This is a genomic window from Lyngbya aestuarii BL J, from assembly GCF_000478195.2.
Classification (GTDB): domain Bacteria; phylum Cyanobacteriota; class Cyanobacteriia; order Cyanobacteriales; family Microcoleaceae; genus Capilliphycus; species Capilliphycus aestuarii.
Genome location: NZ_AUZM01000033.1, coordinates 56310 through 70092 on the forward strand (window position 1 = coordinate 56310; position 13783 = coordinate 70092).

Genomic DNA, 13783 nt, shown 5'->3' on the forward strand with positions numbered 1-13783 from the left:
TCTCGATCAATTGTCTAAAAGTTGCAAATCTTATCAAACATCCCAAGTCCCAAGTTTTGATAAGATAATCAAACTACAATCGATCAACTGTCGAGCTACGAAACGTGAATGTTTTAGTTGTTGGAAATGGGGGCCGCGAACACGCCCTCGCCTGGACATTACTGCGATCGCCCAATGTCAAACAAGTGATCTGCACCCCAGGAAACGGAGGAACCGCTACTCTCAAAGGCTGTCAGAATCATCCGGTTGCTGTCGATGACTTTGAGGGAATCAAACGTATTGCTCAAAAGTATAACGTTTCTCTCGTCATTGTTGGCCCTGAAGTGCCACTTGCGTTAGGGATTACCGATTATTTACAACAAGACAATATTCCGGTATTTGGCCCGAACCAGGCCGGGGCGCAACTTGAAGCCAGTAAAGCTTGGGCGAAAAACCTGATGCAGCAAGCCCAGATTCCTACCGCCCAAACCGCAGTGTTTACCGATGCAGAAACAGCCAAAGCCTATGTCAAAACCGCACCAATTGTGATTAAAGCTGATGGTTTAGCCGCAGGAAAAGGGGTGACGGTTGCTGATCGTGTAGAACTGGCCCACTCTGCCATTGATGCGATTTTTGCAGGCGAATTTGGCAGTGAAAATCAGACAGTAGTGGTCGAAGAATATTTAACCGGTCAAGAAGTCTCTGTACTCGCCCTCACAGACGGTCAAACCATTCGTTCGTTAATTCCCGCCCAAGATCATAAAGCGATTGGTGAAGGGGATACAGGCTCAAATACAGGGGGAATGGGGGCTTATGCTCCGACCCCCATTTTGACAGATTCCTTAAAACAACGGATTCAAACAGAAGTTCTCGAACCCACACTAGCGACATTGCAAAAGTGGGGAATTGACTATCGAGGTGTGATTTATGCCGGGTTAATGATTACCCCAGATGGAGAACCCAAAGTTTTAGAATTTAATTGTCGATTTGGTGATCCCGAAACCCAAGCGGTTCTCGCGTTGTTAGAAACCCCGCTTGATGAACTAATACTGGCTTGCTGTCAACAACGGTTAGCTCAATTTCCGCCCCTATCCTGGAAACCTGGAGTCGCAGTCTGTGTCGTTTTGGCCTCTGGTGGCTATCCCGGATCTTATCAAAAAGGTTACGCTATTACTGGACTAGAACAGGCAGAAGCCAAAGGTGCAACAGTCTTTCACGCCGGAACGAAACTGCAAGGGGAGCAAGTGATTACCGATGGGGGGCGAGTGTTGGGAGTGACCGCAGTGGGTTCGACTTTTGAACAAGCCATCACAAATTCCTATGAAGCGTTAGACTGTATCCAGTTTAAGCAGATGTATTGTCGGCGTGATATTGGCTTTCGGATAGCCAAGCTTTAGGACAGAACTCACCCAATTATTAGCAATTGATGAGGAGTTCTAAAATAAACAATCTGGCTGTTTAACAAAACTTAACTTAGAATTAGCAGTGGGTATGATAATGAATAGTTCGGTAAACTAACCCTATGGTTCATGGCTTCATCCCAACTGCAAAAAACTCAGATCTCAAACCGTCGGGAGATGATCGCAATTCTGAAAAAAATTGGTGAAATTATCGCAAACTGGTGGTCGGAGTTTACCCTCCAGACCCGGTTAATGGCCGGAGCAACTCTAGTTGTTTCCTTATTGATGAGTGGTTTAACCTTCTGGGCGGTTAATGCCATTCAAGAAGACGCACGTCTCAATGATACCCGCTACGGTCGAGATCTAGGCTTACTGTTAGCCGCAAATGTTGCCCCTTTGATCGCTGACAACAAACGCGATGAAGTCGCCCGTTTTTCTCGACAATTTTATACCAGTACCTCCAGTGTCCGGTATATGTTGTACGCTGACCCAGATGGGGAGATCTTTCTCGGTTTACCGTTTTCAGATTCAGCCGTTCAAAATTCTCTCACGCTCAGACGGCGGATGCAACTCCCGGATAATTTTATTACCAGTATAAAAGCGGGAGATTTTACTTCTATTCCGATGGTACGTCAACACATGACCCCTGCTGGACAGGTGACAGATGTGTTTGTTCCCTTGATGGATGAAGGACAATATTGGGGAATTTTAGCCATTGGAATTAATCCAAATCCCACCGTTGTTGTCTCCTCAAATTTAACGCGGGATGTGACTCTAGCAGTGTTTGTCTCAATTTGGGTGATGGTGATTTTAGGGGCGGTATTTAATGCCTTAACCATTACTCAACCGATCAAAGAACTGTTAAGAGGAGTTCAAAATATTACCGCCGGAAATTTTCACCAACGAGTTGATTTACCCTTTGGTGGAGAACTGGGGGAATTAATCATTAGCTTTAATAAAATGGCTGAACGACTCGAAAGCTATGAAGCTCAAAATATTGAGGAGTTAACCGCCGAAAAAGCCAAGCTAGAAACCCTGGTTCTAACGATTGCAGATGGAGCAATCTTATTAGATGCTCAGTTAAATTTAATCTTAGTGAATCCCACCGCTCGACGTCTATTTAACTGGGATGGAAAAAGCGTTATTGGGGAAAATGCGATCAATCATTTCCCCTTACCGTTATTACAAGAAATCTCTCAACCCTTACAACAAATCGCTAGTGGAAATCAAGAAGGGGGAGAATTTCGCTGTTCTTTAAGCGAACCCACAAATCGGACTCTCAGAATTCTCCTCAATACAGTTTTATTACATAAAGCACCAGGATTAGATCCCCTTTGTGGAAGTTGTTTTAGCCACACGAATGAGACGTGTAACTCTCCCGAACATCCCCAGGCTAATGAAAGTAGTTTGTATCAACACCACGATCATTTAAAACTCGAAGATCAATATCGGGACAGTCTGAAAGGAATTGCGATGACCATTCAGGATATTACCCGAGAAGTTGAATTAAACGAAGCCAAAAGTTATTTTATTAGTAACGTCTCCCACGAACTGAGAACCCCACTTTTTAATATTAAATCCTTTATTGAAACCCTCCATGATTATGGTGAGGATTTAACCGAAGCTGAACGACGAGAATTTTTAGAAACTGCTAACTATGAAACGGATCGTTTAACTCGTTTAGTCAATGATGTATTAGATTTATCCCGGTTAGAATCTTGTCGAATTTATCACTTTGAAGGGATCGATATTGCTCAACCGATTGAACAAACTTTACGCACCTACCAACTCAACGCCAAAGACAAAGGAATAGAGTTGAGTCAGGAGGTTGAACCCGACTTACCCCCTGTCTTAGGTCATTATGATCTATTGCTACAAGTCTTTGCAAATTTAGTGGGGAATTCCCTCAAATTTACACAAGCTGGAGGACGGGTGATTATTCGCGCCTATCTTTTAGAGGATGATCAACCCAAAGTTATCAGCAAAGAAGCCGAAGAAATCGAAAAAGGCGGCTGGATTATTTCTCCACCCCCCCCTCGTCCACTAGATGAGAAAATTGGGTTAGAAATTCCTTCCTCTCCTCAATATGTGCGAATCGAAGTTTCTGATACGGGAAGCGGAATTGCAGCCGAAGATCAAGAAGCTGTATTTAGTCGGTTTTACCGAGTTGAAAATCGAGTTCACACCTTAGAAGGAACTGGGCTAGGATTATCTATTGTTCGCAATATTATGGAAAAACATCACAGTCAAATTCACTTAATTAGTGAGTTGGGAATTGGCACCACATTTTGGTTTGATTTAGCTGTCTACCAAGATTTTCAAGATTTTCAGGCTCACACAAAAGAGATAGAATATATCAATAAGTCTTTACCGAACAACAACAACTAAAGGAAGCCGATCATCTTGTATTTCATCTTACCTTTTTTGTTTTTTTTAAAGAGCGATCAGAAGATGGCTAATCTCCTTGATCGCCCTGTAAATCTGCTAAAAGAGTGAATCTGCCGATGATTTTTTTGCGGTATTTACGGGAAAGTGTGTGCGAACGGCATTGTCTTTTTGTATGGGTATTAACCGCTTACCAAACTGACTATAAAGCGCGGGAATAACCAACAACGTTAACGCCGTAGACGTAACTAAACCGCCCAAAACCACAATCGCCAACGGTTGTAAAATCTCATTTCCGGCGCCGGTGGCGATCGCTAAAGGTAACATTCCCAAAGCCGAAGTTAAAGCCGTCATTAAAATAGCGTTCACCCGTTCCAAAGAACCGTTAACAATTACATCTTTAAGAAACATTCCCCGGGCGAACTTTTTGTTATAGTTATCCACCAACAACAAACCGTTACGAACCGCCACCCCAAACAGCGTAATAAAACCGATCAGAGAAGCAACAGAAATCACGCCCCCCGTCACTAAAATCGAGACAATACCGCCAACCAACGCCAGCGGTAAATTAAGCATGATCGCCAGGGTTGCGGGAAGCGATTTAACAGAAAAGAACATCAACACCGCAATCACAAACGCCGCCAAAATGCTGTATATCAGCAGGTTATTAGTCGCATTTTGTTCGGCTTCAAACTGACCGCCGTACTGAATAAAATAACCCTTCGGCAGTTGAACATTCTGTTTAATTGCGGCTTGAATATCGCCAACCACGCTCCCCAAATCCCGCTCGTAAACGTTCGCCGAAACCACAATTAACCGGGAAACATCCTCGCGATTTACAACATTTGCCCCCATCCCATATTCAACCTCTGCAACCTCTCCCAGAGGAATAATTTGACCCGTCGGAGTCGAAATCGGAACCCCACGAATGGCATCCAAACTGTTGCGAGCATCCTCGGTTAACGAAACAGAAATATCGACAAGCTGCTGGTTTTCTGGAACTTGCGACACCACCCGACTATTAAGAGCCGTTTCCACAATCTCCGATAATTGTTCCATCGTCAACCCATAAATTGCTGCGGATCGGCGATTATATTTAATTTGCACCTGGCGGATAGGTAATTGCGGTTCTAGCTGCAAGTCTACTACCCCAGAAATTGGCTTGATCGCATCTCGAACCCGTTCGCCAATTGCACGGAGTTCAGCCAAATCAGGCCCAAAAATTTTAATCGCGATCGCACTTCTCACCCCCGATAAAACCTCATCCATACGGTGAGAAATAAACCCGCCAATATTGGGAGCAACCCCCGGTAATTTTAAAAACATTTCCCGCAGTTCCTTAACGCTGGCTTCGCGATTTTTGAGCGCAATATCGCTGAGTTCGACATCAACATGAGCCATATTTACCCCCGCCCCGTCCGCATCGCCGGGAGTTCGCCCCGCCCGCACCTGCACCCATTCATAAAGGGGATTATCCTGGAGCGAGTTAGACAGCGCCATCCCCGCCCGGTTGGTCATATCCAGAGAAACCCCCGGATACAATACCATTGAATTGACCAACGATTTCTCTTGAAATTCGGGCAAAAATACCCGTCCCAAAGACGGAACGATCGCACAAGTTGCAACCAACGCGGCGAGCGCCATTGTTAATATAATTTGAGGCGATCGCAGCGACACATTCAACAGAGGACGATACAAACGTTCCGCCCAACGGGAAATAAACGTGCCTTCTTGGGGCAAAGTTTCGTTAGCCAATAAAATCGCACAAAGTGCCGGAGAAAGCGTCATCGCCACCAAAGTAGACGCGCAGATCGACAGCAAATAAGCCAACCCCATCGGCGCAAAAATTCGCCCTTCCACACCCGTTAAACTAAAAATTGGGGCGAAAACCACCACAATAATTACCGTCGAAAAAATTACCGCCAAACGAACTTCTACAGAGGTATCATAAACCACCAGAAAAGGATGTTTTGGATTGTCCTGGGCCTGATTGTTTCGCAGTCCCCGATAACAGTTTTCCATGTCTACGATCGCATCATCAACCACCGATCCGATCGCCACTACCAAACCGCCCAAAGTCATGGTATTAATGCCCAAACCCAGGGCTTTCATAAACATTAACCCGACCAATAAAGAAAGGGGAATGGCGCTCAAAGTAATAGCTGCCGTCCGCCAATTCATCAAAAATAGCAGCATAATTACCGACACGATAATGATGCCTTGAATCAGAGAACCGCTAACATTCCGAATGGCAGAATCAATAAAATTAGACTGGCGAAAAGTGCGGACGATTTGCACGTCGGGGGGAAACGTTGGCCGCAACGATGCCATCACCGCTTCAACGGCTTTGGTAACGGTGGGGGTATCCACATCGGGTTGTTTATTAATCATCAAGACAACCGCAGGCTGACCGTTAAAACTGGCATCCCCCCGCTTGAGGGCGGCACCGGTTTTCACCTCCGCCACGTCTTCCAACAAAATAGGGTTGCCGTTTTGCACCTTCACCACCGACTGCTGCAAGTCTTCGATCGAGTTAACCTGTCCGATCCCCCGCACCAAAAGTTCTTGACCCCCGCCAATGAGGAAACCGCCCGGAGCGTTAGAATTTGCGCCCCTGGCGGCGTCGGTGACTTCGGTTAGGGAAACGTCCAGCGATCGCAATTTTGCCGGATCGACCAACACCTGTTCTTGGCGTTCGTCGCCCCCGTAAATGGTCACTTGAGAGACTCCCGGCACCGACAGAATTTGATTGCTGAGGGTGACTTCCACCAGCCGCCGCAGATCCATAAGGGACGTTTGCCCCTGTTCATTGACCGTGAAAGCGTACTGCAATATCGTACCGAGGGGGGAGACAAAAGGCGAAATTTCCGGGGGATGTGCGGCCTCTGGTAGCTGGTTGGTGACTTGTTGGAGGCGCTCCGTTACCGATTGTCGCGCTTTGTAAATGTCGGCATTTTGGTCAAACACCACCTGCACCATCGACAGCCCCACCTTGGAAGACGATCGCACCGTAGTTACTCCCGGCAGACCGTTCACGGCGCTTTCAATGGGGACGGTAATTTGGGTTTCGACTTCTTCGGGCGCCAGTCCCACCGCTTCGGTTTGAATATCGACTTGCGGGGGTGCAAATTCGGGGAACACATCCAGGGGCATTTGACTAACGTTAAAAACCCCCCAGACTGTTACCAAAATCGCTCCCACGACGATTAGCCAGCGGTGGGCGATCGAAGTTTTGAGCGTATTATTGAGTATTGAATTTAGCATTGAAATCGTCGGAGAAAATTCAGGGGAATAGGCAAACACGTAGGGGCGCAACGCTTGCACCCCAGGGTTTTCTGGTTGTTTTAAAGGTCGCCTTTTTTGTTGCGGTTCCCTATAACAGCGAATGCTCCAACCACAAGTGCTACTCCTCCGCCCAATGCTGCTAAAATTCCCATTGGGAACCCGCCTGATTCTTGAGTGGTTTCGCCAGACTGCAAGGCAACGTTATCAGAAATCTCCTCATCAGAAATCTCCTCAATTTCGGTTATTTCCGGGGCGGGTGTCTCATCGGTTTGTTGATTGATCGGCTCTGGACTAGCTGCTACATCAACAGTTTGGGTTTTGCGGGATTCGGCATAAAGGGACAAACTCCCCTGAGTAACAAGCTGTTCCCCAACGGATAATCCTTCGGTAACTTCAATTAATTCGCCTTCGCTGGCGCCGGTCGTCACGGGAACCGGTTCATAGAAATTTTCGTACAGCACAAAAACAAGCTGTTTGCCATCCGAGTCAACTAATGCCGTTGCGGGAACCATCACCCCATTTCCATCGGTTGTAGCTTGTTCGATGGGGGTGACAACAATCCCCAACATTGAATCGGTTTCGGGATTAACTTGGACCCGTTCGATCCCGCCTTCGGCTTGAAATTCATCTCCGTGTCCGACGTGGGCCAGCACAAGGTTAGGGGTACTCACTGCCAAACCCACAGTCAGAATAGAACTAATAATAGCGATAGTTTTCATACTGCCTCCTCACAAATTCACAAAACTGTGCAACCGAATCAGAATTTTCCCCAGTTTGCCAGAGGCGGGATGAAATTCGGGTGAAATCGAAGACTGTTCGATAAAATTTAGCTCGTGAGGGTTTGTTTGGGATAATGCGAATTTTGTTGGCAGAAGATGAAACCGATTTGGGACTGGCAGTTAAACAAGTCTTAGTTAGTGAAAAATATGTGGTTGATTGGGTTACTGATGGCACTCAAGCCTGGTACTATTTGGAAAGTCAGTGGACTGATTACACTGTGGCGATCTTTGACTGGTTGCTTCCGGGTTTGTCCGGGTTGGAGTTGTGTCAGCGTTTGAGAGTGCATCAAAATCCTTTGCCGATATTGATGTTGACGGCGCTCGGACAGCCGGAAAACCGGGTTAAAGGGCTGGATGCGGGGGCGGATGATTACCTCGTTAAACCGTTTGTGATGGAGGAATTGCTGGCCCGGTTGCGGGCGCTTCAAAGGCGATCGCCCCAGTTGCAACCGCCTTCGCTAACTATTGGCACCTTTAGCCTCGATTATGGCAATAATGCCCTGTGTATTGGGCGAAAAGAACCCTATCAAACTATTCCGCTAACGGTTAAGGAGTTTCAAATTCTGGCTTATTTAATGCAAAATCGCGATCGCATTATTCCCGGAAGCAAAATTCGCCATCAACTTTGGGATCTCAACGAAGAACCGATCAGTAATGTTGTCGCGGCACAAATGCGGTTATTGAGACGCAAATTAGCCAGTTACGGGTGCGATTGTCCGATTGAAACGATTCCCGGTCAGGGTTATCGATTTAATACGTCATTAATTGAATAATAGCACTTATCATACTGCTGAGGTACAGGACTTTATGCTTTTGCCTTTTGCCTTTTGCCTATTATGAATACTCACAAACTTTTTCGCCGCAGTCGGATCAGGTTGGCGCTTTGGTATGCGGTTGTGATGGGAGTTATTTTAAGTCTGTCCGGGTTGGGTATGTATCGGGCGTTAATTCAGTCGAATTGGAATGCTTTAGAACGGGAAATTGAATCAATTGCCGGAACTCTCCATGATAGTCTTGAACCCCTTTTACCCGCTTCTGGCGATCCGGTTGTTATTTTACAGCAAATTTTTCCGGAATTGTGTCTATCTAGGCAATCTTGTAATGTGAGCCAGAGTTTAATTCAGCGACATACAATCGGGATTAGCGATCGCAGTACCTATTATATTCGATTATTTGATTATCGGGGAAAACTTTTGGCGTTTTCGCCCAATCAACCCGCCCAAATTTCCAACCGTTTAAATTCGACATCCTGGCAAACCATTCGGGCAGCAGATGGCGCACGTTACCGCCAATTTACCACAATTCTACACGGGGCGGATGTTAATTTTGCCAAGAATAATTCGATGTCCTGGGGTTATCTACAAATTGGGCGAACCCTGGCATCTTTTGACGCAGAAACGAGAAGAATTAACTTAATTTTGGCGATCTGGTTTCCCATTGCATTGGGTTTGGTTGCGGCTTCTAGCTGGTGGCTTTCCGGGTTGGCAATGCAGCCAATTTATCAATCTTATCAGCAGCAGCAACAGTTTACAGCCAATGCCGCCCACGAATTGCGATCGCCCCTCGCCAGCCTTTTGGCAACGGTAGAAGCGCTCTTGCGGGTTCCGCCGTCCGACCTGCAAAATATTAATATGATGTTGGATACTATCGAGCGCCAAGGAAGGCGTTTGAGCAATTTAATTTCGGATTTATTATTACTCAGCAGCCTCGAACAAAATACCGCTTCAAAACCGTTTCAAGTTTGTTGTCTTAACGACTTGGTTGGCGACTTATCAGAAGAATTTTTAGAACTGGCGCTCGCCTCGGATATTCAGCTTTATAGTTCGATTCCTGAACATCTAATTTATGTTCTCGGAAACGAACAGCAACTTTATCGATTGGTCTCTAATTTGATTGCGAATGGGATTCAATATACTCCCTCGGGTGGAGCGGTTAGGATTGATTTAAAACAGTATGATTTAACGGCAATTATCGCGGTAAAAGATACTGGAATCGGGATTCCACCCGGCGAACAAACTCGCATTTTTGAGCGGTTTTATCGGGTTGATAGCGATCGCTCCCGCCAAACGGGGGGAACCGGTTTGGGATTAGCAATTGTCAAGGCGATCGCCCAAGTTCACAAGGCACAGTTGAGCGTTGAAAGCCAAGTTTATCGGGGTAGTACCTTTACGCTACAGTTGGCTACTCATTCTTTTTCAGCATTTTCTTGGGAGAGAAAACAACAGAGAAAACAATATTGAATTTTCCCTTTTGTTGGAGGCTATATAACAAGATTGTTGAACTTTATCGGCTGCATTTTTGAGATTGAACCGTAGAGTGAGTTAGATTCTAAATTTATAAAATAGATAACAATAAACTCACCGCTAATAAACCCAACAAGACTAACCAAACCCCATTGTTTTGTACCCAATATTTGATTGCCCCTAACCCTTGAGGAGAAGATTTGACCGGGGGAGGCGGTAAAATTGGTTCAGAACGATCATGGTACAAAGTGCATTCTTTGGCATAGGGACGTTGAGGAAAATTGCAAGTATCATCCTCATGGTAGAGACAACTGCTACAAAGATAAGTCTCTTGAGTCGCTCGATGCAACGGGATACCGGGATGACCAAAAGCCTTAAGCTGAAACTTACAATGGGGACAAGCGATCGCTTGAGAATCAACGGGTTGATGACAACGGGGACATTCTGGCATTTTGAATAAAATATTGGTGTTGGAGAAGATCAGAGCGAAAGATCGCACAATAGATAGAATGTAAGCCAGGATAAATCAAAGTGTTGAGTTTAATTGTTTTACTCTAACTAGACCATTTTAGCGAAACCTCAATCTAAGACAATGGACAATAATAGCAACAACATACTCAAGCAACTCCTGATGCTCGGTATTGGAACCACCTCCCTGGTTGCGGAGAAACTCCAAGAAGTCACCGATCAGTGGGTTAAAGATGGCACCCTCAACCCAGAACAAGCGAGCGTCTTTATGGATGATATGATGCAGCGACTCAAGCTTGAACAAGGAAATTTTGAGGAACTGCTTCAGCGACAAATGCGAAATGTCATGCAAGATGTGGGGGTTCCCCGTCAGACTGAACTCGATGAGTTGCGGGGACGCCTCGATCGTTTAGAACGTCAAATTCGGGATTTAGAAAATCGTCTCTGGCGTTAGGGACTCGCAACGCGGTAAAGTAAGAAACGGGTTGGTTCTGATGCAGACTGAGGAAAGTTAACCGTGAGAGAAATATTAGTTAGCCTGGGTATTGTTATTGTTTGTGCTTTCGCTTTGTTGGTTGCTCAAGTGACGACCACCGAACAAGAAGCAACAGCATCAAATATCCAAACGACTCAACAGACTTCTACTCCAGAGGTGAAAACTTCGAGTAATCCTCTGTTAACCCAAGGCATTGCTTCCAAAGCCAATGTCACTTTAGCTCAAAATATGGATAGTGAAGAAAAGATGGTGACAACTGACTCCGGTTTACAGTATGAAGACGTCAAAGTAGGAGATGGTGCCTCTCCTCAAAAAGGTCAAACGGTTGTAGTTCACTACACTGGAACTTTAGAAGATGGCACAAAATTTGACAGTTCTCGCGATCGCGGTCAGCCGTTTTCATTTAAAATTGGTGTCGGTCAAGTGATCAAAGGTTGGGATGAAGGGGTTGGTTCGATGCAAGTCGGCGGACAACGTAAACTGGTTATCCCTTCTGATTTGGGTTATGGCGCTCGTGGCGCTGGTGGCGTCATTCCTCCGAATGCCACTTTGCTTTTTGATGTGGAATTGTTGGATATCAAATAATCGCTTTTCTGCTTTTGGGAATGAGGAGATCGGGAGATCAAACCCCTGACCTCATTTCCTCCTCTCTTGGTCTAATCCTAATGAGCCGGGGGAAGGGGATTAGATTGAGCCGCCGGAAAATAGCGATCGCCTCCTGCTAGATTTCGGAATTTGGTAAACTGAGGATCAAAGAGTAATTTAATGGTTCCGGTCGGCCCGTTACGGTGTTTGGTAATAATCACTTCAGCAATTCCGCGATCGGGTGAATCCGGGTTATAATAATCGTCTCGATACAACATAATCACTAAATCGGCGTCTTGTTCAATGGAATTATGCACAATGATATTATTAGCAATAAAATTATGTAACCCCGAAACGGTTAAATCATAGACTTCTGTTTCTCCAATGGGTTCAATTGCAACAATTTCATCCCAATAAATATCACGATTTGCAAGCAAGGCTACTGTTTTTGATTTAACAACTTGAGCTAATTTTCCGGTTCGTTCATCTAGAAAACCTAACTCAGCATCACTCATCAATTGTAAATCATAACTCGCTAAACATTTGGGTACAGCAATCGGACAACCACAACTTAACTCATCTAAACGTTGCCAACCGTGAACGGTTAAAAATTGATGATTTCCTGTGGCTTGAATAGTACGACCCAAACGAGTTGTTAATCTAAAAACTGGCTTAGTTCCTGTAGAAAAAGCATTACTAACAATTGCTGTTTCTAGCTTCATGGTTTTTGTATTTAAGGCCGAAACTGAAAAGCCTGATTTCCCTACTAATTCTTTAATTGGTACTTGTAATCCGGTATCTGCTAATGTGATTAAGCTATCACCTGTTAAACAACCAGATTCCCTCAAATCAGACATCATCGGGCGTTTATTTGTCCGAGATTCAACGCTCCGACTCAACTGTGAAAGGGCAATTACCGGAACATTTAATTCCCTCGCTAACCCTTTGAGCGATCGCGTAATTCGAGACAATTCTTGTACCCGATTATCGCTCCCACCCTCCATTAGTTGCAAATAATCAATTAAAACTAACCCCATTGCGCCGCCCTGTTCTGCTTGTAAACGGCGTACCTTAGAACGCATTTCTGTAACAGTAATATTAGGGGTATCATCAATAAAAACAGGTAATTCTGATAACGTCCCAATTGCGATTGTTAACGGTTCCCATTCACTCTGACTAATTCGCCCAGAACGTAGGCGATTACTTTCAATTTTTGCCTCACTAGAAAGCAGTCTTTGAACTAACTGTTCCTTCGACATTTCTAAGCTAAAAATCGCCACAGGTAACTTATGAATTTTAGCAATACTATAGGAAATATTCGTACAAAGTGCCGTTTTTCCCATCGAAGGACGACCCGCAACAATAATCAAATCAGAGCGCTGAAACCCGCCCGTCATCGCATCCAAATCATAAAAATCACAATTTAAACCCGGAAGGGCAACACCTTCGTGACGATCTTCGATATCCTGAAATGTATTAATCAGCGTCTCAGCAATTGAAACTAAATTTTGTTGCGGACGAACTTGAGTAATATTAAAAATTTGTTGTTCAGCCTGATCTAAGACTTCTTCAATATCAACCGTTGTATCATAACCCAAATCAATCGTTTCATGTCCGGCTTTAATCAAATTGCGGCGCATGGCTTTTTCAATCACCAACAAAGCATATTGATCGATATTCACCGCAGAAACAGTTCGATCAACCAGTTGTGCTAGCTTCATTTGTCCGCCCACTTCTTCTAACTGATTGTGATCAGCAAGCCAAGTGGTAACAGTCATTAGATCAGTTGGTTTTCCTTGTAAATGTAAATTTAGCGTTGTGCGATAAATCGCTTGATGGGCAAGAATAGTAAAACAACTCGGATCTAACAATTCAGCGACTCGACTAATGGCTTCGGGATCGAGTAATATCCCCCCTAAAATCGCCTCCTCTGCTTCAATATTTTGGGGAGGTAAGCGATCGCTAGGGAGTTGAAAGTTAGATCGATTTTTCATAGTTCAGAATCAATAAAAACAACCCGTTATCAGTAGTTTCAGACGCTCACAGAGAACGTCTGTTTACAATTGCGCTCTCAGTTTAAGTTTACCCAAAAGCAACTCCGGCGTGATGAGTCGTCATCAATTGATACTGATAACGGCTTATCCTAACTCGGAACAACGTGAA

10 protein-coding genes are annotated in these 13783 nt (G+C 44.9%); 6 read left to right on the plus strand and 4 right to left on the minus strand.

The features are described from left to right. The first annotated feature begins 104 nt into the window (after nucleotides 1–104). A complete protein-coding gene (purD, locus tag M595_RS15005) occupies nucleotides 105–1376 on the plus strand; it encodes a phosphoribosylamine--glycine ligase (RefSeq protein ID WP_023067125.1) in 1272 nt (423 codons plus the stop codon). A gap of 180 nt (nucleotides 1377–1556) precedes the next feature. Then, nucleotides 1557–3767 carry an ATP-binding protein gene (locus tag M595_RS15010; protein WP_023067143.1) on the plus strand — a complete coding sequence of 737 codons (2211 nt, stop codon included), beginning with the start codon at nucleotides 1557–1559 and terminating at the stop codon, nucleotides 3765–3767. A gap of 96 nt (nucleotides 3768–3863) precedes the next feature. On the opposite strand, the gene M595_RS15015 is transcribed toward M595_RS15010, so the two are convergent. Next, nucleotides 3864–7028, minus strand: coding sequence for a CusA/CzcA family heavy metal efflux RND transporter (locus M595_RS15015; protein WP_023067140.1), 3165 nt, complete (start codon nucleotides 7026–7028; stop codon nucleotides 3864–3866). A gap of 80 nt (nucleotides 7029–7108) precedes the next feature. Further along, entirely contained in the window at nucleotides 7109–7768 is a 660-nt protein-coding gene (locus M595_RS15020; protein ID WP_023067130.1) for a permuted SH3 domain-containing protein, read from the minus strand. Between the two features lie 134 nt (nucleotides 7769–7902). Here M595_RS15020 and rppA point away from each other — a divergent pair, with 134 nt between their 5' ends. Together rppA and rppB are read left to right on the plus strand one after the other, a co-directional pair. Beyond that, complete coding sequence (rppA, locus tag M595_RS15025) at nucleotides 7903–8601, plus strand: two-component system response regulator RppA (RefSeq protein WP_023067170.1); 699 nt, start codon at nucleotides 7903–7905, stop codon at nucleotides 8599–8601. Between the two features lie 63 nt (nucleotides 8602–8664). Beyond that, complete coding sequence (gene rppB / locus M595_RS15030; protein ID WP_023067126.1) at nucleotides 8665–10068, plus strand: two-component system sensor histidine kinase RppB; 1404 nt, start codon at nucleotides 8665–8667, stop codon at nucleotides 10066–10068. Nucleotides 10069–10162: 94 nt separating this feature from the next. Here rppB and M595_RS15035 read toward each other — a convergent pair whose 3' ends face one another. Then, nucleotides 10163–10522 carry a zinc ribbon domain-containing protein gene (locus M595_RS15035; protein WP_023067159.1) on the minus strand — a complete coding sequence of 120 codons (360 nt, stop codon included), beginning with the start codon at nucleotides 10520–10522 and terminating at the stop codon, nucleotides 10163–10165. Nucleotides 10523–10663: 141 nt separating this feature from the next. On the opposite strand from M595_RS15035, the gene M595_RS15040 reads away from it, so the two are divergent. Both M595_RS15040 and M595_RS15045 read left to right on the plus strand, forming a co-directional pair. Next, nucleotides 10664–10993, plus strand: coding sequence for a phasin family protein (locus tag M595_RS15040; RefSeq protein WP_039895268.1), 330 nt, complete (start codon nucleotides 10664–10666; stop codon nucleotides 10991–10993). Between the two features lie 63 nt (nucleotides 10994–11056). Continuing rightward, the gene (locus tag M595_RS15045) at nucleotides 11057–11620 is read left to right on the plus strand and encodes an FKBP-type peptidyl-prolyl cis-trans isomerase (protein WP_040484154.1); all 564 of its coding nucleotides are present in this window, start codon (nucleotides 11057–11059) and stop codon (nucleotides 11618–11620) included. 77 nt (nucleotides 11621–11697) lie between these two features. Here M595_RS15045 and dnaB read toward each other — a convergent pair whose 3' ends face one another. Continuing rightward, nucleotides 11698–13614, minus strand: coding sequence for a replicative DNA helicase (gene dnaB / locus M595_RS15050; protein WP_023067146.1), 1917 nt, complete (start codon nucleotides 13612–13614; stop codon nucleotides 11698–11700). Nucleotides 13615–13783 lie beyond the last annotated feature (169 nt).